This window comes from Congregibacter brevis, assembly GCF_045689245.1.
GTDB lineage: Bacteria > Pseudomonadota > Gammaproteobacteria > Pseudomonadales > Halieaceae > Congregibacter > Congregibacter brevis.
Window position 1 is genome coordinate 2,878,943 of sequence record NZ_CP136865.1, and the last position, 21,049, is coordinate 2,899,991.

The following is a 21,049-nucleotide window of genomic DNA, read 5'->3' on the forward strand; positions in this document are numbered from 1 at the left end:
AACCCATAATCAATCTACTTTTAGCACTGCGAGAAACGCCGACTGCGGAATTTCTACACGGCCAACCTGCTTCATGCGCTTTTTACCGGCTTTCTGCTTATCCAGCAGCTTACGCTTACGGCTAACGTCACCGCCGTAGCACTTCGCGGTAACGTTCTTACGCAACGCTTTCACTGTTTGCCTAGCAACAATCTTACCCCCGACCGCTGCTTGAATCGCCACATCAAACATTTGGCGGGGAATCAGCTCTTTCATTTTCTCGGTGAGTTGCCTGCCACGATACTCCACCTGATCCCGGTGGACGATGAGCGCCAAGGCGTCGACGCGATCACCATTGATCAGCACATCAAGTCGCGACAGGGTTGCGGTCTCGAAGCGGTCAAAACTGTAATCCAGTGACGCATAACCGCGGCTGACGGACTTCAACCTGTCAAAAAAGTCCAAGACAACATCAGCCATGGGGATGTCGTAGGTCAGCGACACCTGAGATCCGAGGAACTGCATATCTCGCTGTTCTCCGCGCTTTTCGACACAAAGGCTGATTACATTCCCCAAGTAGTCCTGAGGAACAAGAATATTGCACCGTGCGATGGGTTCGCGCATTTCATCGACGTCGCCCATATCGGGAAGTGCCGACGGGTTGTCGACGCGAAGTGTTTCACCGCGCTTGGTGAGGACCTCGTAGACTACCGTCGGGGCGGTAGTGATCAAATCAAGATCATATTCCCGCTCGAGACGCTCTTGAATGATTTCCATGTGCAGCATGCCCAGGAAGCCGCAGCGAAAGCCAAAACCCAGGGCATCGGAGGTCTCGGGTTCATAAAACAGCGACGCGTCATTAAGAGTCAGTTTGGCCAGTGCCTCACGAAAGTCTTCGTAATCGTCGGTGGATACAGTAAAGATTCCCGCGTACACCTGGGGCTTGACCATTTTGAAACCCGGCAAAGAAGGCACATCAGGCATCTTTGCGTGAACAAGTGTGTCCCCTACGGGAGCACCCAGAATGTCCTTGATCCCGGCGACAACGTATCCCACTTCTCCGGCCTCCAGAGACTCTCTGGCTTCGCGCTTGGGAGTGAAGATACCGACTCCATCTACCTGATGCTGCTTGCCAGTAGACTTAGTGACAATGCGGTCGCGACGAGTGAGGACGCCCTGCTTAACACGTACCAATGACACCACACCCAAGTAGTTATCGAACCAGCTATCGATAATCAAGGCTTGCAGCGGTGCCTCACGATTGCCCTCTGGAGGAGGAATATGCTCCACCAGATATTCCAGAGCATCTTCGATACCCAGGCCTGACTTGGCAGAAACCAGGCAGGCTTCTGTCGCATCGATACCGATAATTTCTTCTATCTCAATCCTTACGCGATCGGGGTCGGCCTGAGGGAGGTCCATCTTGTTGAGAATGGGTAGCACCTCAAGACCCAATTCAATCGCGGTGTAGCAGTTCGCTACAGACTGAGCTTCAACGCCCTGCCCGGCGTCTACCACCAGTAGAGCACCCTCACAGGCTTCTAGGGATCGCGATACTTCATAGGAGAAATCAACGTGCCCGGGGGTATCAATAAAGTTGAGCTGATAGGTCTCCCCGTTTTTTGCGCAATAGTCGAGGGTGACGCTCTGAGCTTTGATCGTGATGCCCCGCTCACGCTCGATATCCATGGAGTCCAGCACCTGGGCCTGCATTTCGCGCGAACTCAGGCCTCCGCAATGCTGAATAAAGCGATCGGCCAGGGTCGACTTCCCGTGGTCAATATGGGCAATAATCGAAAAGTTGCGTATGTGATCGAGGTCACTCAAAAGGCATGCTCACAAGAAAAGCGCGAAGCGGGGACATCATTCTTGAGACCCCCGCAAAAAGCGCGGCATTGTAGCCTAGAGAGACGCCCGTCGCCACGAATACGACGACCAGCGAATCTACCCGCGTGGGAGCTGAGCGAGAAATCTAGTCGCCCAAACGTAGCCCAATGAACATTGGAGACCCTCTGCGAATCAATCTCAGTGGCACAGAGGCGTTATCCGCAAGGTCACCGATGATCTCGCTGAAGGTATCGAGAGAGCGAACCGGCGTCGCGCCAACCGCGGTAATGACATCCCCAGGCATCAGGCCCGCGTCATCCGCAGGAGAGTCTGGCTCAACGCTACGCACCACAACGCCGCCAGCAAGATCCCAGCGAGACAACATCTCCTCCGGCGCTTCTTCTACCACGATGCCAAGACGTCCGCCCTGCTCGTCTTCAGCTTCGCCATTTCGATAGGCCTGATCTACGCTGTCTTCGGCGTCTAGTCCGCCTACTTCGACCTCAATGGTTTTTTGCTTTCGGTCTCTGACGATTAACACGTCGACCTCGGTACCGGGAGCAATAAGACCAACCACGTGCGGCAAGTCAGCAGAGGTTTCGATGGCCTCTCCATCGAATTCGATGATGATGTCACCGGGCTCTAGCCCCGATTTGGCGGCAGGTCCATCACTGGCGATTTGCGATATCAAGGCGCCACGGGGCCGATCAAGACCGAAAGATTCGCCTAGGTTCCGATCTACGTTCTGAATAGTGACGCCCAACCAACCACGGGTAACCGTGCCGCCATCTTTTAACTGGTTTACAACGTTGCGAACAACGTTCACGGGAATGGCAAAGGACAGCCCAATGGAGCCCCCGGCGCGCGTGGTGAATATCTGTGAGTTAACGCCAACAACCTCGCCTTTGAGGTTAAACAGCGGGCCTCCTGAGTTCCCCGGATTGATCGCAACATCGGTCTGGATAAAAGGCACATAGTTTTCGCGGCTTCGGGTCGGCAAACTGCGCCCTTTAGCACTCACTATGCCCGCGGTAACCGAATAGTCGAGGCCGAACGGTGAACCGATTGCTAATACCCACTCCCCCACTTTTAAAGCATCGTCGGCGCCCAGCACCAGGTAGGGAAGCTCTTCCGCCTCGATGCGCAGCAGCGCTAGATCAGATCGAGGATCCAAGCCGACAACCTCGGCCTCATACTCCCGACGGTCTGACATGCGTACGGTAACCAAGTCCGCGCCCTCGACTACGTGATGATTCGTTACCACATAGCCATCGTCCGAAATAATAAAACCGGAGCCCGTAGCCATGCGCTCTTGAGGACCTTGAGGGCCTTGGGGAGGATTTGGCATCTGAAAGTAACGTCGGAGAAACTCAGGAATTTCCTGCTCATTAATGTCTGATCCATCTCTGGCTGTGCTGGCCTCGACAATGATCTTCACCACCGCTGGCGATTGCTCTTCAACAATTCCCGTGAAATCAGGTAGCTCCGCCGCCTGGCCGAGCCTCGCCGAGCACATCAACGCAATCGCTGCGATGGCCAGTAGCTTGGATCCCAAGGCTCCAAAACGGTATGTCATGAGTATCTCCCACATAAAAACAGTCTGAAAAAAGTTAGCAACAAAGATTCGCTGTAATCGCCAATTTGGATCAGCTAATACCCGTAACCCGCGGCTTAAAGTCGGTGTGGCCGCTGAGGCGATCACTCAGAAAACGCAGTAGTAACAAACCGGCGCCAAGGCCAGCAATCGCCGACAGTGTTACCCGTAAGTCCATAGCAGCCTGAGAAAGTTCGGACGTGGCCCAGAGATAATCAGCAAACCCCGCTGCAAAAAGCATCAACAAAAGAGGCATGGCGTAGAGCATAAATACTGCTCTCAAAAAGCCCTGCTCCGGCACCGAAATCTCCACCGTGTCGTGGAGACTCACCGCGAGAGATCCATCAGAGGGTAAGGCCGCCTTTACAAGTCCTCTCGATACACCGGATTTAGCGCCGTTAATCATGCCATGACCGCAACCGGATCGAGCGGCGCAGCTATTGCAACTCGATTGCCGCAAGGTCTCAACCCACACTCCATCATTATCGACGGCGACTACTCGGGCTGTTTCAGTCAGCATAATAAGATCAGGAGAACGTCGATATCATCTGAGGCGCACGGAATCTGCAAGCATGCGTGCCGTGTTCGTTGGAATCTCGCCCAAAACAGTCACTAGAACAGGGCGACGCTGCAGCAAGACGCCACGGGTATATGCCACGGTGCTGCCTTGCCGCTCCACGCCTTCACCAGGCTTGATCGCCGCGCCTAACGGTTCGAGGAATACCGAAAAAGACGCTAAACCATCGGTATAACTCTTGCGTTCAGATGTTGTTAGTGCGGCATCCGTGGCCATAAAACCGTCCGGCAACCACGTTAACTCCCATGCGACTCCTTGTCGCAAGTGTTCGGTCTCATGGGGGTGGGGATGGCTAGCCTCGTGCGCTACCGCAGACTCGCCCGCAGAGCCCGGTTTCATAGTCAGGCTGGCAAACTGAAACTGCTCCAAAACGCTCTGATCCGCAGCAAAAGTCGACGACTTCAAAATAAGTGCTGTGTCCTGATCAAGCTCTATAACGTGTCCAAAACGGTACATATCTCGCGGCTCAACACGCAAACGCAGCGACGCACGGCCAGCAATTCTGTCTCCAGGCTGAACGCGAAAACGATACACAGACGCTAAACCACAGAAGGAACCGCCAAACACATCGGCGGCTCTGAGCAACTGGTGACCGGGATGCATACAATCCGTCGGGTGTCCTGACCTTTCGACGCGCGCGTCCTGCCCCGTAAGGCGGGACAGCTCTTCAGATGCCTGACCATTAACCACGCTGTGGGAGAGTTGCATGATCTGCATATCGCCGCCCCGCTGTAACGTGACGACTCCACTGTAGTTAACCTGTTGGGCGTTACTGGACATTGCTTGAAGAAGCTTGGCGACCGAAGGCTCTAGCGCATCACATTGCTGCGCATTCGCAGCGGAAGTCGCGCAGACGCCTAGCGCAAATGCACCGAACATGCCGAGCAGACGATCCCTGACTGAAGCAATCGCCCCAATGCTCCCAGGGAACGGCAAATTTGCCACCGCAGTTTGAGACTTGAAGATCACTTTACTGCTCAATCACCGGCACCCGGGCGAAAGGCAACATACCCTGAGGCGTATTCAAAGATGCATGTTCCGCGTGCTCTTGGCTATATTTACGCAGTCGCTGCCGCGCAAGCTCCCGGTAGGCCGTGCGGTCTGCGGGCTGCAATGTAGGCAGTGCCCGAGTACCAAAACTGGCCTGTACCGGAACCGCTCCGGCAGTATTCACCACACCGACAGGAAGCGGTGCTACGCGTGCCACAAGATCTGTATCTCCGCCGGCAGAGGTCACCGCCAATTGCTGACCACCGACGACAACAACTGCTGCCACCGATGCGGCCACGGCGAAACTTCCCAAAGCGCGGCGCCAGTTGCCCGCTGTGTTCTGTTGCAATGCGGGTTCAGCGTCGATAGCAGCACGCACTGACATAGCGAAGTCCGGTGCGGGTCTCACAGCCTCACCTTGCATGACGGATCGCGCAATGTGCAATCGGTACCAACGATTGCGCAACTCGGGAGAGCTGTCCACGTCACGAAGCACGCGACGCAACTCCAACTCCTGAGCTTCATTATCAGCCAATGCGGACAAAGTCTCCGCTGCAGTCATTTCCGGACTGCTGCTCTCGGCGTTACGCATGCTCTTTAACTCCAATACTCATACTTACATTTTCCTGTTTGTCCAAACGCTCATTTGTCCAAACTCTTAGTGTCCATCCATCTGCTGCTGCACAATCTTATCGATGGCTTCCCTAGCGCGGAAAATTCTCGACCGCACGGTCCCAACCGGACATTCCATCACTTCAGCAATTTCTTCATAACTCAGACCATCAAACTCGCGTAAAGTTACCGCCGTTCTCAAATCATCTGGCAAAGCATCAAGGGCGCCATGCACTTTGGCCCGCAATTCTTCCCCGAATAAGGCATTCTCTGGAGACTCTTTGTCCCGCAAGGCATCACCGGCTTCCAGATATTGAGCGTCATCAACATCTACGTCGGACCCCGGGGGCCGCCTGGATCGCGAAACAAGATGGTTTTTGGCAGTGTTGATCGCAATCCGGTACAACCAAGTGTAGAACGCGCTATCACCACGAAATCCGGGCAACGCTCGATACGCCTTGATGAACGCTTCCTGGGCAACATCCTGCACCTCATCTGCGTCATGCACATACCGGCTGATCAGGCTCATGATTTTTTGCTGGTACTTAATAACCAGCAAGTCAAAGGCGCTTTTATCGCCTTTTTGAACCCGCACAACCAATTGTTTATCTGTGACCGATGCGGTCAAACGTCGCACTCCTCCCTGATGCACGGCGCCAGCAACCGCATGCTGCTTCACCTGCTAATTATGGACACCGGGAATCGCCGGCAGTTCCCTGTGAACTATTTACGTTTTTCACCTACGCCCGGGGTTCTTAGGCAGCCCTGTACCGATAGCTGCGCAAAAAGGGCATGATACCTGCCATTAAGACCTCTTGATAAGGATTTTGACCGCGCAATGAGCACGCATTACCGCCATGACGTCGTGATCATCGGACGCGGCGCCGCAGGCCTGGCTCTCGCATTGCGACTGCCTACGGACCATCGCATTGCGGTTCTGTCCAAAGGAGACGTTAAACAGAGCTCCACGTATTGGGCGCAGGGCGGCATGGCTGCAGTGCTCCATGCCCGGGACAGTGTTGATGCGCATGTCGAAGATACTTTGCGCGCCGGAGCGGGTCTATGCCATCGCGATGCGGTGGAACTTACCGTGTCACACAGCCGAGAAACCGTCGATTGGTTGGCGTCCCTGGGAGTAGACTTTGATCTTCGAGAGGATATGGACTCAACCCAATCTCCAGAGTATCACCTCGCTCAGGAGGGAGGACACAGCCACCGCCGCATCGTGCATGCGGCGGATCGCACCGGTGGAGCTATCGGTGAAGTGTTGGAAGAACGCGCTCGCCAGGCCTCAAACATCGACTTACTTCCCGGACGCGTTGCCGTAGATCTCGTTGTGCAAGGCGGACAATGCAAAGGTATATACGTGCTTAATGAGCAGGAAGACAGCGTCGACCTCTTCGAAGCGGATGCCGTCGTGCTAGCCAGTGGTGGCGCTAGTAAAGTGTATCTCTATACCAGCAACCCTGATGGCGCGAGCGGCGATGGCATTGCCATGGCCTGGCGAGCGGGCTGTCGCGTGGCGAATCTGGAATTCAATCAATTTCACCCGACTTGTCTCTATCACCCCGATGCAAAGTCATTCCTTATTACTGAGGCTTTGCGCGGTGAGGGCGCATATCTGACACTTCCTAATGGTGATCGATTCATGCCTGATTTTGATGATCGGGCTGAGCTGGCACCGCGGGATATCGTGGCGCGGGCCATCGACCACGAAATGAAGCGCCTCGGCGCCGACTGCGTTTACCTGGATATCTCCCATCGAGAACCGGACTTTGTTCGGCAGCACTTTCCCACGATTTACGAACGCTGCCTTGAATTTGGCATCGACATAACCACCGACAGAATTCCGGTGGTGCCCGCGGCGCACTACACCTGCGGCGGCGTCATGGTAGATGATCAAGGCCGCACAGACGTGGCCGGCCTGTACGCTATAGGTGAATGCTCTTTCACGGGTCTACACGGCGCCAACCGCATGGCGAGCAACTCACTCTTGGAGTGTTTGGTGTATGCCCAGGCGGCCGCTGGGCACATTAGCAACCAGCTAAAATCTCCTCCCGACCAGGTCGGCCCGCCCCCATGGGACGAGAGCCAGGTGACCGACTCCGACGAGGATGTCGTCATTTCTCATAACTGGGACGAGCTTCGTCGTTTTATGTGGGATTACGTGGGTATTGTCCGCACGAATAAGCGCCTCCAGCGCGCTCTTCGTCGAGCCGGTTTGCTCCAGGGGGAGATCGCGGAGTATTACAGCAATTACAAAGTGACCAATGACCTGCTGGAGTTACGCAACCTCGCTATGGTGGCAGAGCTGATGATTCGCTGTGCCATGGAGCGTAAAGAGAGTCGAGGCCTGCATTACACCCTGGATTATCCGGAACTACTAGCGAAAGGCGAAGACACGATACTCATTCCGGACAACTATCGCGCCCGCGAAGTGACTAGCTAAACCCCTGCTTGCATGCGGCATGCGCCTCAAGACGTAGCTCGCGGCGTAGCAGCCGCCACTGCTCAAAAGACATCGCATCGGGAAACACGAGTATTCGATGACAGGAGGCAGACTCCTGCGCAGTCGCCTCGCTGCGACACTCTATCCACAGCACTGACGCCAGCTTGCCTTGACTCAGAAGAGTGCAGGGCCTAGACGGCGAGGATTCTGACGGGGAACACTGCCAACTACCTATTGCCTGTCCCAGAGACTCACAAACCAGTGTGACCCCCTCTGGGTTCAGGCGGGAGAGGGCCCTTGATAACAAACACAGTCCGAGAGCGGGAAGAATAAGGTGGAAACTGGAACCGTAGAAACTGACAACAAATGTGATGACGCAAAGCGATCTGCTTAAATACAGGTAGCGGCGTAAACGCGCGGATTTACGGAGGCGTATCCTCAGGTCGCCGCGCACTGAGTATTATCTTTACCATGAGTGCATGTTCGGGGTTGTCTGGAACCTGCTTGTGTAAAAACCAATCAAAGAGCTCCTGATCCTGGCAGGTCATCAGCTCGCGATAGCGACCCCGGCCTTCGTCATCCAACTGGGCATAGTGCAGACGCACGTAGGGCTCGAGGATAAGGTCAAGCTCCAGCATCCCCCGGCGACTCGCCCAACGCATGCGTTTATGTTCTTCGTCCATGCCAGACACTCGTTTTTTAAAGCGCGAGAGTATAGCTGAGTCGACGCTGAGTTATGATTCGTGACTGACACATCGATGGCAAGCTCAAGAGCTAACAAGGAGTGATTGTGAACGGTTTTGCCTGTTTTTTGCCCGATGAGGCCCTACTTCACCTCCGTGGCGAGAAGGTACCCGAGTTTCTTCAAGGGCAGCTCACCTGCGACACGCGCAAGTTGAGTAACAGCCAGGCGCTAATGGGGGCCCTGTGCAACGTGAAAGGCCGGGTATTAACGGATCTTACGGTGGTTCAGCTCAGTGACACGCATGTGGTCTTGCGACTGCGCCGTTCTTTGGCATTGAGCATCGCCGAAACGATCCAGCGATATGCGCAGTTCTCACGGATCAGTGTCGAAGTTGACCCCTCAGAAACAGCCATTGTTGGCGTGCTCGATCCTGACAATGCGACGAACGCAGCGCCAATACAAGACGGTCTTGTTCCTGTGTCTCAGAGTGATGAAGGACTTTATCTTCAGCGTGGGGCTGTTTATGGCGAGCGCATTTTTCTCGGTGGAAGCACGTCTGCAAGCCTGGTCTCACAACGTGACGCTGCTGTCGACGAAGGCCCCGCACGCTGGTCGCAAGCGATGCTTCGCAGCGGTCACTACGCGGTCGATTTGGACGACGTTGAAAGCTTCACTCCCCAGACCCTGAACTATGACCTCACAGGCCTCGTCGCCTTTGACAAAGGCTGCTACACGGGACAGGAGATCGTGGCTCGCCTGCACTACAAAGGGCGGAGTAAAAAACGACTGCAAATTTATGAGACGGACAATGGCGCTGACGAATTGAGCCGGGACGCGTCATTGCACAACGCCGAAGGCGACGTTGTTGGGCGCTGCCTTCGTAAGGCATCTGCAGACGGCTACCCAACCCTCGTGGCGGGAGAAGTTCAGAGCGAGCTGCTCAACGAGCAGCTCTATTTAAAGAGCGGTGAACAGCTGCGGAGTCTCGACTTTCATTACGCTCTTGGGTGACTCCCCGAGCTCACCGCATTCGCCCCTAGTCCCTTAGGGTCCAATCAACAGGGTTTTGTCCCCGGGAAACAAGAAACTCGTTCGCTTTGACGAAGTGGCCACAACCAAAGAAACCACGATAAGCGCTCAGTGGCGACGGGTGCGGCGCCCTCAGCACACAGTGCTTTTGTTGGTCTATTACAGCCCCCTTCTTCTGCGCCTGCGCACCCCAAAGCATAAAAACAAGGGGCTCCTTTGCTATATTCAAGGCCTCGACCACGCTATCCGTGAACGTCTCCCAGCCCTTCCCCTGGTGCGAACCCGGGTGTCCCTCCTCAACCGTTAGCACCGCATTCAAAAGAAGAACGCCCTGCTTCGCCCAGGCATCCAGGCATCCGTGTCCTGGCAGGGGAGCATCTAACTCTTCGCACAACTCCTGAAAGATATTTCGCAGCGAAGGTGGTATGGGAGTTCCGCGGTTGACCGAAAAGCAAAGTCCATGGGCCTGCCCGGCACTGTGATACGGATCCTGCCCCAGAATAACGACCTTAACGTCTTCAGGCCTTGTTTTAACGAAGGCGTTGAACACTTCATTCGCTGGCGGGTAAACCTCATCGGTACTCGCGCGCCTCTCGTCGATAAAGTCCGACAAACTTTGCAGGTAGGAAGGATCGCCTTCCGCCTGCAATAGAGTTTTCCAGCCATCAGGAATCCAGTCTTTGAGAAATTGCTTGTTGATATAGACCTGCCAAAGGGATAGTTCGATGTTAGCGACGAAGTTGCACCAAGGTGCACCCTGCCCGCTCTGATGAAAAGCAGTACTGTACTTCAGAGTCGACAGCTTCTTCCGTATACTCTGACTTACTACGATGCAGCCGCGCAACTTCGCGCTTGCCTCACGTAATGAGACTGCGAGATATATGAGCGAAAAAAGGCCAGCGTTACCTGCGTATCTTCGGTTACCCGATGGTCTTCGCTTTGCTGGCATTGCGGAAATCACCGACTCGGGCTCGCTGCTCCTAAAACCCAAACAGGCTATCTCTTCGCTGCCTCCCGAGGGCCTGCCCGTACATTTGGTGATTGCCGGCCTCCCTGATGACGATGAAGCCCAGATAAGCATCGCTGGAAGTATCGAGTCCATCAATGCGCGGGAAGTCTTAGTCAGTCCTGATGACGATTTACCGGACGTGGTACTTGAGGTCATGGACCCCGATGCCATCGTTTGGCTCCCAGGCCCAGAAGAAGCCGACCGCCTTGTCAGTGAAATGCTGGCTAAGGGGCACGAGCAATTACTCAAGGCCATGCGACGCTTCCTCGTTGAGTTGGGAGATCGCCTCTTCGATCTGTCTACCTCTTCACGCTACGGCATGTCGGGACAACACGCACACTACGACGCCCTGAATGTATTGAAGCGAAACAATGAGGACTTTCTCGACGACTTTTCCAAAGCGCTGACGGCGAGCGTCGAGACCCTTGAGAAAGAGAGCGACGGTCAAACTTTCGCAGATCTTGAGGCGGCGTCCGCCAGAAACCTCGATCTGGTGGCTCTCGACGAGATGGATCAGAAACTGGCCGTCGACAAAATAGTCAACAGCCTTATCGAGGCCCATCGCGTAGAGCTCGAGTGCCTGACGATCCGCACGGCACTTGTCGCAAATCGCGAACCCCGACGGGCGCGAACCCCGTTCCATCCCGCCTACGTCTTGCAGGCTTTCATTGACGCCTTCGAACCCATTAGTGACAGCCAGGAAGTCATTCAAGACAGCTTACAAATGTTTAAGGATGCCTACGCACCGCAACTGGAAAAGCTATACCCATCTCTCAATGCCATTTTCATAGAGGCCGGTGTCGAGCCTGGTCTTGAAGAAGATATTCGCGACAACGGCTCACTCCTCAACCCTGTCGAGAAACGAATTATTAAGTCTACTGTGCGCACCAAACCTGGTACGCAAGCACAACAAGAAGCGCCTCCGGCGCCCACGGAAAGCACCCCGGTAGATTCTGAGGTACGTCGTGGCGGCGCCTCGACCGCTAATGAATCCGGCTCCCGGGATCCGGACGCACGAGCAGACGCCGACGGAGCAAACAGTGCCGGCGCTGGTGGCGGCAGTGGCGGCAATAAACATGACGCCATGTACGACGCGGTCATCAGTGCCTTGGACACAAACCGCGAGCGCTCTGAAGACGAAGCGCAGGAAGGCGCTGCAGAGCAGCAACTCGGTGGCAGTAACTCCCAAGGGGCAGGCTCAGGGACATCTGCCGCCAGCTCGTCGGCAGCGCCGCAGGCACTGGATCAACAGCAACTACTCAATGCTCTACTCGCTCTGCAGGCCTCGCAACCGCAGGCTGCATCTCTTGGGGACCTAAAGCCCCTGGAAAGCCTCCTGAAAGAGCATGGCGCGTTGGGAGACGATGCGAGCATTGGCCGCGACGGCGCAAATCGGCTGAGTTTCGTAGACACAGTTTTCGATACCTTGAACCGCAACTTCGAGGTGAGCGATGATATGGCTCCCAGCCTCGCAAGGTTGAGAGTGCCTCTCGCTCGTTTGTCGCTCCATGAGCCAAAGTTTTTTGCCCAACCCGATCACCCCGCGCACAGACTCCTGGATAAAATCTCCAAGTTAGCCAGCGCCGATAACACGGTGAACCGTGCTCTCCGAAAAAAAGTTGCCGAGATCGTCGAACGCGTTGCTCGTGATTACAGCGATGACAGCGTTGTATTCTCGGACGCACAGGGTGAATTAGACAGCCTACTCTCTCAACAGAACCGATCTCTTGATCGGAACATAGAAAGGGTCATCAGCGGTCTTCAAGGTCAGGAGCGACTTAACCGAGCGCAGCGAAGTGTGGAGAAACTCCTCGATCGGCACATTGACCGAGATGGTGCGCCACGCCCCTTGGTCGACCTATTAGACGGAGGCTGGCGTCAGGCACTCGTGCAAATCGCACTGCGTGAAGGCGAAAACAGTATTCCCTGGCAGGAAGAAGAAGCGCTACTGCAGACTCTTGTTGCAGACTTCCGAGAATCCAGTGAGGGGGAGCTTCCTCCTCCAGAAGTAAAAGAAATGCAGCACCGCTTGCAGGCGCTCAATCGCAGATTAAACAGCTCTAATCCAGGTTCCGTTGCGCACGAAGCAGCTTTACGCAACATCAACGCCGTGATCACCGGCAGAGCACCCGCTGACACCACCACTTACAAATCTCAAGTTAGCGACGCGGCCAAACCCGACTCCCAGCGGGTAGAGCAGCTTCCACGTTTACGTCGCTGGCTCCAGAGGGTGGAGGCTTTGGAACCCGGGGCGAAGTTGCGCTACCGCTCCAAAGATGGTCGCCAGCGAAAAATGCGCCTGGTGTGGATCAGTGAAGACCGCGATCAATTCGCTTTCGTCAACGAACGCGGACAGAAGATAGCTGAGATGAGTGCAATACAACTTGCCCGTCAACTCAGTCGCGGAGCCCAGGCCCCTACTCCGGTAGACGACATGTCCGTGCTCGAGCAGAGCATGTATGGAACCCTCGAAGAAGCGCAAAAAACGCTCAGCTTCGATCGTAACCGCGACACCGTAACCCAGCTGATCAATGGCGAGTCCCTGATGTACCAGCTTCAGCGTAGCCTCCGCCACGCTCATGCGAGGGCCAGTGAACACGCCTTTTTGTTGCTCGACATCGATAATTTCGCACTGGTAAATGATGTCTTTGATGACACCAGTGGCGATGAAGTCATCAGTGAGTTTGGCCGTTTACTGGGACAGATGAATGATAGACGCGCACTCACTGCGCGCATGGAAGGCGATGAGTTTGGCATTCTGCTGACGTACCGCAACTCGGAAGAAGCGCGCCACATCGCGGACAAAATACGCCTGGATATCGCGGCAAGTAGCCTGTCGATTAACGGCGAGAAAGTCTCTTTCACCGTATCCATTGGCGTCGCCAGTGTTGTTCAGACAAGCGAAAGCCCTGCATCAGTGAAAGATCAGGCGCGCCAAGCATTGGCATTAGCGAAGACCCAAGGAAAAGATCAGGTCGTAGTTTTCGACATCGACCAAGAAGAGGTCATGAACTACAAGCTTGAACGGGCAACCTCCCGTAAACGACTAGATGATGCAATGTCCACAGATAGCCTCGTGCTCCGTGCTCAGCCCATCGTCCAAAGCGCCGTCGATGGCCGCGAGGGCGCAAAGCATCACTATGAAATACTGCTGTCGCTGAGGGACGACGATGGAGAGCTCCAGTCTCCACAAGACTTCATCATGTCCGCCGAGCGCTTTGGCTACGTCACGCTGGTGGATCGCTGGGTACTCAAAGAGGCCTTCTCCTGGATCTCCCGACTGATGGACGCTCAAAAGGAAGTACCCGAGCTTTCGATCAATCTCTCGGGAACGAGCATTACGGACAATGATTTTCTCGACTATGTATTGGAGCAAATATCAGAGCACGGCGTGGGCACCAGCAAACTTTGTTTTGAAATCACGGAAACTGGCGCTATCGACAATATTCCGAGAGCTGCCGACTTTGTGCGCACCCTGAAAAACATTGGTTGCAAGTTTTCTCTCGATGATTTCGGCACTGGTCTTGCCAGTCACAAGTACCTCAAGGAGTTACCGGTAGACTACGTCAAGATTGACGGCACCTTTATCACTGACATTCATCGGAACCAGACAGACTACGCCATGACTAAGTCCATCAATGACCTGGCACACTTTTTGGGACAAAAAACCGTGGCGGAGTGCGTGGAAGATCTAGAGATTGTTCCTGCTCTACGCGAGATAGGCATCGACTACCTCCAGGGCTGGGGTATCGGCATGCCAAGAGAGCTCCACGAGATCACCGACGAGCTCGCTAACCTCGAAACATAAAGACCCGTTAACTGATCTACATTGATGTGGATCAAGAGGCACCTTCATAAGTCCTGTTAGCCTCACTGCGTCAATAATAAGCTGGCGCGGTGGGCCTTGGCGATGAATCAGATAATTGGACGCACGAGTGAGCAAACTCGTCGCCTTCCCAGTGAATGGGAAGCGGGCATCGCCATGGCTAAACGCTACGCAAGCAATGGCCCACGTTATACCTCCTACCCCACGGCCCCCCAATTCAATGAAGACTTTGATCTAACTCGGTACCGGAATTGGCAGAACCAGAAACAGAACCACAGCGACCCCCTTTCACTGTATTTGCATCTGCCTTTTTGCCATGACATTTGCTACTACTGTGGCTGCAACAAAGTCGTCACGCGCAAGGAAGGAGTAGCCGCCCGCTACATCAGCGAACTGACTCAAGAACTCGATATGCAGAGTCAGCTCGTAGGCAAAGATCGCCCAATAACTCAGATGCATTGGGGTGGTGGCACACCGACTTACCTCAGTGATGGCGAAGTCACCGAACTCATGCATAGTCTGGCGAGTCGTTTTCGACTGCTCGATAAGGGGTATCGTGAGTACTCCATCGAAATCGATCCTCGCACCGTTTCCTCGGCGACCATCGCGCTACTCAAGGGTGTGGGCTTCAATCGCATCAGTCTGGGAGTTCAGGATTTTGACGAGCGCGTTCAGAAAGCCGTAAATCGCATCCAGCCCTACGCTCAAGTCGCAGGTCTCGTCGAAGCCGTGCGAGCTCATGGCTTTCGCTCACTGAGCTTCGACCTGATCTATGGTCTCCCATACCAGAATCATCTCAGCATAGCTGAGACCTTACGAAAAGTGATCAATTTGCGTCCCGATCGTATCGCTTGCTACAACTATGCGCACTTGCCCGAACGGTTTCTGCCTCAGCGCGCTATTGACCGGCATACGCTGCCTGAGCCTGAAGAGAAACTGCTTCTCGCGCAAATGATCAGCGCCACACTTCAGGATGCAGGTTATCGGTACATAGGTATGGATCACTACGTGCTCCCCGACGATGATCTTGCGAAAGCTCAGGCGGAGTCGCGACTGCAACGAAATTTCCAGGGTTATTCCTTACAACTTGCTGAAGACCTCCTGGGCTTAGGCGTATCCTCCATTAGCCAAATCGGCGACTTTTATCTCCAAAACGCTAAGGACCTTCCCCAGTACTATGAAATGCTCGATGATGGGCAACTACCCATCACCAAGGGTTACATGATCAATCGTGAGGACAAGCTCCGTCGACGCGTGATCATGTCATTAATCTGCGACTTGCATCTTGATGTAGCGGAGGTAGAACGCGAGTTTGGCATCGACTTCCGAAGTCACTTCCACGATGCCCTTGAAGAATTGAGCCAAGCCTTTGATGATCGACTGATCGCGTTCAAGGCTGACGCGCTGTCCGTGACCGCGGCAGGCAGGCCTTTCCTTCGAAACCTCTGCATGCCCTTTGACGAGCATCTGGCGCACCAGAGCAGCACCGGTAAAGCGCGCTTCTCGGCCACAGTTTAACCGCGGGATCAATGTAAAGTTTATTTGACACCTATACGGTGGCTCGCTACATTTTTTGAATTAAGCCGGTACGGGAAAATACACAGCAGTGAATACGCAATTAATCGATGTAGATAGCTCCCAAGTCACCTCCTGTACTCACGACTTTCAGGTTAATTGCAGTAATTGTCGCCTGAGCTCGATTTGCCTCCCCTTCTCCCTCGAAGCAACAGAGATCGATGAACTAGATCGAATCGTTCAGCGCAGTAAGCCGCTACAAAAGGGACAACACCTCTATCGTGAAAGCGACGTGTTTGAGTCCGTGTTCGCGGTGAGGTCAGGTACAATTAAAGCCTATCGGACGACAGACGACGGGCGGGAACAGGTCACGGGGTTTTATTTCCCAGGCGAGATACTAGGCATGGATGGCATCAGCAATAATGCCCACGCCTCATCCGCCAAAGCACTGGAAACTGCCTCAGTCTGTGAAATCCCCTTCAATTCCCTGGAAAAACTCAGCGCGAGCATGCCGCAACTCCAACGGCATTTTTTCCAGATCATGAGCAGGGAAATCACAGAGGATCAACAACTCATCACCCTGCTGTCAAAGAGCTCAGCTGATGAGCGCGTTGCTGCACTACTACTCAGCGTGTCCACGCGAAACTCTCGCCGCCAACTCAGCGCCACGCAGTTTCGTCTAAGTATGTCCCGGGTCGATATTGGCAACTATCTGGGTCTTACCGTCGAAACAGTCAGCCGAGTATTCAGCCGACTGCAAAAGCTTGACGTACTAGCCGTAGAAAACAAAGAAATAGAGATTCTGGATATTGACGCGCTGCGCAAAATAGCGGACGCCCAATAACCCGGAAACCTGAGAATCGAACACTGACTCGTGAGCTGTCGCCAAGAGCAAGCAGTCAGTATTAGTTAACGTTCTTGCATCGCTTATTGATGTAAGTCAACAAACACCGCGGCAAGTTCATTAGAATGCCGCCTGTCGCGCGTATCACCGGGGGGAAAAGAGAATGATTCAGCACACCTTTGGACTGCTGTTTAAGCCAAGGCATCAATGGCAGACCATCGCCGAATTGCCCGAGAGCTCTCAAAACATTCTGGTTGTATACCCGGTTGTTTTTGCACTTTTGCCTGCCATCGCATGGTACTGGGGCACCAGCCATGTTGGATGGACCGTTGGCAGTTACAACGAGGTTATTAAGTTAACCGACGCAAGTGCGATGCAGGTCAACATACTCTTCTACTGCGTCATGGTCGCCAGCGTTGCTGCCATCGGCTACGCCATTCACTGGATGTCCAGTACCTATGGTGCAGCTCAGTCCACGATTGCAAAAGGCATCGTCATCGCAGGGCTCACAGCCACACCGCTTTTTGTTCTTGGAATGGTGGGCTTCTACCCGGTGTTGTGGGTGGACTTACTCATTGGAGTTGTCGCGATCAGCTGGGCCGTGTACCTCATGTATCTAGGCATCCCCATCGTGATGGACATCCCCCAGGAGCGAGGCTTTTTGTTCTCCAGCGCCATCCTTGCCATCGGACTCGTTTTGCTGGTTTCCATTATGGTCGTTTCTATCTTGGCCTGGGACTTCGGTGCTGCACCGGCGTTTACCGATGGTTAAAAAAAAGCACTATAAATAGGGCCTCCAAAACCGAGTCACCAGCGCCGCAAGAGACTCATTTTCACACTCAGCGAAGCAAGATAAGACGCTAACGAATTACAAGGGATTACGGGTAACAACCATGAGCGAACTCAACGCAGCACTGGAACACCCCGTCTACAACTATAAGGTTGTCAGGCAATTTGCGATCATGACGGTAGTCTGGGGCATCGTGGGCATGTTTGTAGGTGTCTACATTGCCGCAGAACTGGTTTGGCCTGCTCTCAATCTAGGCCTACCTTGGACAAGTTTTGGACGTCTACGGCCTCTGCATACCAATGCCGTTATCTTTGCTTTTGGCGGCTGTGCGCTCTTTGCCACCTCCTACTACGTAGTGCAGCGGACAACCCAGGCTCGTCTCGTTTCTGACAAATTGGCCGCTTTCACTTTTTGGGGTTGGCAGCTAGTCATCGTGTTAGCGGCAATCACCCTCCCTCTGGGCTACACCACCTCCAAAGAATACGCCGAGCTTGAATGGCCCATTGACATTCTCATCACTATTGTCTGGGTTTCCTATGCCGTTGTGTTCTTTGGAACACTGGTAAAAAGGAAGACCAGCCACATCTATGTTGCGAACTGGTTTTTCGGTGCCTTCATCGTCACTGTGGCCGTGCTCCATCTCCTTAACAGCGCCGCACTGCCTGTGGGGATGACACTGAAGTCGTACTCTGCTTACGCAGGCACTGTCGATGCCATGGTGCAGTGGTGGTATGGCCATAACGCGGTCGGATTTTTCTTAACGGCTGGTTTCCTTGGCATGATGTACTACTTCGTACCTAAGCAGGCAGAACGCCCCGTTTATTCCTATCGCCTGTCTATCGTCCACTTCTGGGCACTGGTGTCCGTCTATATTTGGGCCGGGCCGCATCACCTTCACTACACGACGCTACCCGACTGGGCACAGAGCTTGGGCATGGTCATGAGTTTGATTCTTCTGGCCCCGTCCTGGGGTGGAATGATCAACGGAATCATGACGCTGTCGGGGGCGTGGCATAAGCTGCGCAATGATCCAATCCTGCGTTTTATGGTTGTAAGCCTATCTTTCTACGGCATGTCGACCTTCGAAGGGCCGATGATGTCGATCAAGACAGTTAACTCACTGTCCCACTATACCGACTGGACCATTGGTCACGTGCATTCAGGTGCTCTGGGATGGGTCGCGATGATCTCTATCGGCTGTCTATACCACCTCATCCCCAAGCTGTACGGCAAAGAACAGATGTACAGCACAGATCTCATCAACGTGCATTTTTGGATGTCCACCATTGGCACTGTGCTTTACATAGCCGCACTCTGGGTCAACGGCATCATGCAGGGACTGATGTGGCGCGCATACAACCAAGATGGGACGCTGACTTACGCGTTTGTTGAGTCTGTCGTCGCCAGCTATCCAGGCTGGATAGTACGGACACTTGGGGGGGCGATATTCCTGGGAGGTATGTTGATCATGGCTTACAACGTGTTCATGACAATTCGCAAAGAAGCGCCTGCTGAGTCGCCAAAAGCAGCGCCCGAAGCTGCAGCGGTATAAGGAGCGAAGTTATGTCATCTCATGAAAGAATTGAAAAAAGCGTTCCCTTGCTCATCGTGTTGACCATCGTTGCGATCAGCTTCGGCACCTTGGTTGAACTAGTACCCCTGATCTTTTCCAAGAAGTACGCGGAGCCTATCGCGGGCCTGGAACCCTACTCTGCATTAGAGCTTGAAGGCCGAGACATCTACATCCGTGAAGGCTGCAACACCTGCCACTCACAAATGATCCGCCCGCTACGAGCAGAGACCGAACGCTACGGACACTATTCAGTAGCGGGTGAATCTGTGTATGACCACCCTTTCCTCTTTGGCTCCAAGCGCACAGGCCCCGACTTGGCGCGGGTGGGTAAACGCTACTCGGACGACTGGCATCGGGCCCATCTATACAACCCGCGCGACGTCGTGCCAGAGTCAAACATGCCGGCATTTCCCTGGCTTTTCAGCAACGAAGTCAATGCCGAGGGAACCGCAGCAAAGATGAGCACACTGCAAACTCTTGGCGTGCCGTACACCGAAGCTGATATCGCCGGCGCGGCGAGTGCAGTCGCTGGAAAGAAAGAAATTGACGCATTAGTGGCCTACTTGCAGCAGCTCGGCACACTGATACAGACGCGGCGCTAGGTCGATGGATATTAATGACTTAAGAGGCATCAGTACGGCCTTCCTGTTGTTTGCCTTTATTGGACTTGTGATTTGGGCCTACAGCAACAAGCCAAAGCAAGATTTTGAAGAAGCCGCCAACCTGCCCTTTGCTGATGACGACCTCACGCAAGGTGGAAAAGAAAAAGGAAACCAACAATGACTAGCTTTTGGAGTGGCTGGGTAATCGTTCTCACAACGGTCACCCTTGTTCTGGTGACCTGGTTGCTATTCGCCAACCGTAAGCGTTCAGCGGTAGACGAAAAAACCACTGGGCACGTCTACGACGGTATTGAGGAGTGGGACAACCCACTGCCAGGCTGGTGGTTTGCGATGTTCGTCATCACCATTGTCTGGGGCATTGGCTACCTCATCGCTTACCCCGGTATGGGTAATTTTCCCGGCGTCCTTGGTTGGAGCTCAGTCACTCAGCACGAACAGGAAGTTGCCGTCGCAGACGAGAAATTCAGAGCGATGCGCGACAAGTACCTTGCGATGTCGATCGAAGAAATTTATCAGGATCCAAAGGCCCGAAAGATGGGCATGCGAATCTATGGCAATAACTGTTCTCAGTGCCACGGCCTTGATGCAGCGGGCGCCCTTGGATTCCCAAATCTCACCGACGACGATTGGCTCTATGGCGGATCCCCTGAAGCAATCAAACACACTCTGGTGAACGGACGTCAGGCTGCGATGCCCCCCTGGGAAAGTATCCTTGGCGAACAAGGTATTGCTGAAGCCACAGCTTATGTACTGTCCTTGAACAGTCGAGATGCGGACGAAGACTTAGTGGCTGCCGGAGAGAAGCATTACCAAACTTACTGCATTGCGTGTCACGGCCCCGAAGCCAAGGGCAACCCAATCATGGGCGCACCTAACTTGACTAACGGCATCTGGCTATACGGAGGAAACGCAGAGCAAATAGCTCACAGCCTCCGCATTGGCCGTAACGGGCAAATGCCCGCCTTTGGCAACACGCTGAGCGAAGACAAGATTCACCTTGTTGCCGCATATGTTTATGGCCTGAGCAAATAGCTCGAATCCGGAGCCACAGCAATCTCATTAGAATAAATACCGAAGGCAACCGCCCCGTCATAAGCGAGAGCTTCGCGAGGGACTAACGCCACTGG

18 protein-coding genes are annotated in these 21,049 nt (G+C 54.1%); 10 read left to right on the forward strand and 8 right to left on the reverse strand.

The features are described 5' to 3' along the window. Nucleotides 1–9 precede the first annotated feature (9 nt). From lepA to rpoE, 6 genes are all read right to left on the reverse strand, one after another. On the reverse strand, nt 10–1,806 hold the full coding sequence (gene lepA, locus R0137_RS12800) for a translation elongation factor 4 (protein ID WP_407326797.1): 1,797 nt from the start codon (nt 1,804–1,806) through the stop codon (nt 10–12). Between the two features lie 145 nt (nt 1,807–1,951). Beyond that, nucleotides 1,952–3,382, reverse strand: coding sequence for a Do family serine endopeptidase (locus tag R0137_RS12805; protein ID WP_407326798.1), 1,431 nt, complete (start codon nt 3,380–3,382; stop codon nt 1,952–1,954). Between the two features lie 70 nt (nt 3,383–3,452). Next, the gene (locus R0137_RS12810; protein ID WP_407326799.1) at nt 3,453–3,920 is read right to left on the reverse strand and encodes a SoxR reducing system RseC family protein; all 468 of its coding nucleotides are present in this window, start codon (nt 3,918–3,920) and stop codon (nt 3,453–3,455) included. Nucleotides 3,921–3,944: 24 nt separating this feature from the next. Continuing rightward, nucleotides 3,945–4,958 (reverse strand): MucB/RseB C-terminal domain-containing protein, encoded by a 1,014-nt coding sequence (locus R0137_RS12815; protein WP_407326800.1) that lies wholly within the window; start codon nt 4,956–4,958, stop codon nt 3,945–3,947. Next, nucleotides 4,948–5,559 carry a sigma-E factor negative regulatory protein gene (locus R0137_RS12820; protein ID WP_407326801.1) on the reverse strand — a complete coding sequence of 204 codons (612 nt, stop codon included), beginning with the start codon at nt 5,557–5,559 and terminating at the stop codon, nt 4,948–4,950. The genes R0137_RS12815 and R0137_RS12820 overlap by 11 nt, the downstream gene beginning before the upstream one ends. 66 nt (nt 5,560–5,625) lie before the next feature. Further along, entirely contained in the window at nt 5,626–6,207 is a 582-nt protein-coding gene (gene rpoE / locus R0137_RS12825) for an RNA polymerase sigma factor RpoE (RefSeq protein WP_405270052.1), read from the reverse strand. A 210-nt stretch (nt 6,208–6,417) separates the two neighbouring features. Here rpoE and nadB point away from each other — a divergent pair, with 210 nt between their 5' ends. Continuing rightward, the gene (nadB, locus tag R0137_RS12830; RefSeq protein WP_407326802.1) at nt 6,418–8,028 is read left to right on the forward strand and encodes an L-aspartate oxidase; all 1,611 of its coding nucleotides are present in this window, start codon (nt 6,418–6,420) and stop codon (nt 8,026–8,028) included. Between the two features lie 422 nt (nt 8,029–8,450). Here the strand turns inward: nadB and R0137_RS12835 are convergent, their stop codons facing one another. Further along, on the reverse strand, nt 8,451–8,711 hold the full coding sequence (locus R0137_RS12835; protein WP_407326803.1) for a succinate dehydrogenase assembly factor 2: 261 nt from the start codon (nt 8,709–8,711) through the stop codon (nt 8,451–8,453). A gap of 107 nt (nt 8,712–8,818) precedes the next feature. On the opposite strand from R0137_RS12835, the gene R0137_RS12840 reads away from it, so the two are divergent. Further along, entirely contained in the window at nt 8,819–9,724 is a 906-nt protein-coding gene (locus R0137_RS12840) for a YgfZ/GcvT domain-containing protein (protein ID WP_407326804.1), read from the forward strand. A gap of 25 nt (nt 9,725–9,749) precedes the next feature. On the opposite strand, the gene ung is transcribed toward R0137_RS12840, so the two are convergent. Next, complete coding sequence (ung, locus tag R0137_RS12845) at nt 9,750–10,586, reverse strand: uracil-DNA glycosylase (protein ID WP_407326805.1); 837 nt, start codon at nt 10,584–10,586, stop codon at nt 9,750–9,752. Nucleotides 10,587–10,623: 37 nt separating this feature from the next. Between ung and R0137_RS12850 the strand changes: the two genes are divergently transcribed. The 8 genes from R0137_RS12850 (at nt 10,624) to ccoP (ending at nt 20,954) form a co-directional block, all read left to right on the forward strand. Beyond that, nucleotides 10,624–14,559 (forward strand): DUF1631 family protein, encoded by a 3,936-nt coding sequence (locus R0137_RS12850; RefSeq protein WP_407326806.1) that lies wholly within the window; start codon nt 10,624–10,626, stop codon nt 14,557–14,559. Nucleotides 14,560–14,661: 102 nt separating this feature from the next. Further along, nucleotides 14,662–16,095, forward strand: coding sequence for an oxygen-independent coproporphyrinogen III oxidase (gene hemN, locus R0137_RS12855; protein ID WP_407326807.1), 1,434 nt, complete (start codon nt 14,662–14,664; stop codon nt 16,093–16,095). A gap of 88 nt (nt 16,096–16,183) precedes the next feature. Then, complete coding sequence (gene fnr / locus R0137_RS12860; RefSeq protein WP_407326808.1) at nt 16,184–16,936, forward strand: fumarate/nitrate reduction transcriptional regulator Fnr; 753 nt, start codon at nt 16,184–16,186, stop codon at nt 16,934–16,936. Nucleotides 16,937–17,099: 163 nt separating this feature from the next. After that, nucleotides 17,100–17,708: a Yip1 family protein gene (locus R0137_RS12865; protein WP_407326809.1), complete on the forward strand. Its 609-nt coding sequence runs from the start codon at nt 17,100–17,102 to the stop codon at nt 17,706–17,708. Nucleotides 17,709–17,829: 121 nt separating this feature from the next. Next, entirely contained in the window at nt 17,830–19,278 is a 1,449-nt protein-coding gene (gene ccoN, locus R0137_RS12870; RefSeq protein ID WP_407326810.1) for a cytochrome-c oxidase, cbb3-type subunit I, read from the forward strand. An 11-nt stretch (nt 19,279–19,289) separates the two neighbouring features. After that, on the forward strand, nt 19,290–19,901 hold the full coding sequence (ccoO, locus tag R0137_RS12875; RefSeq protein ID WP_407326811.1) for a cytochrome-c oxidase, cbb3-type subunit II: 612 nt from the start codon (nt 19,290–19,292) through the stop codon (nt 19,899–19,901). 4 nt (nt 19,902–19,905) lie between these two features. Next, a complete protein-coding gene (locus tag R0137_RS12880; RefSeq protein WP_407326812.1) occupies nt 19,906–20,082 on the forward strand; it encodes a cbb3-type cytochrome oxidase subunit 3 in 177 nt (58 codons plus the stop codon). Further along, nucleotides 20,079–20,954, forward strand: coding sequence for a cytochrome-c oxidase, cbb3-type subunit III (gene ccoP, locus R0137_RS12885; RefSeq protein WP_407326813.1), 876 nt, complete (start codon nt 20,079–20,081; stop codon nt 20,952–20,954). The genes R0137_RS12880 and ccoP overlap by 4 nt, the downstream gene beginning before the upstream one ends. The last annotated feature ends 95 nt before the right edge of the window (nt 20,955–21,049 follow it).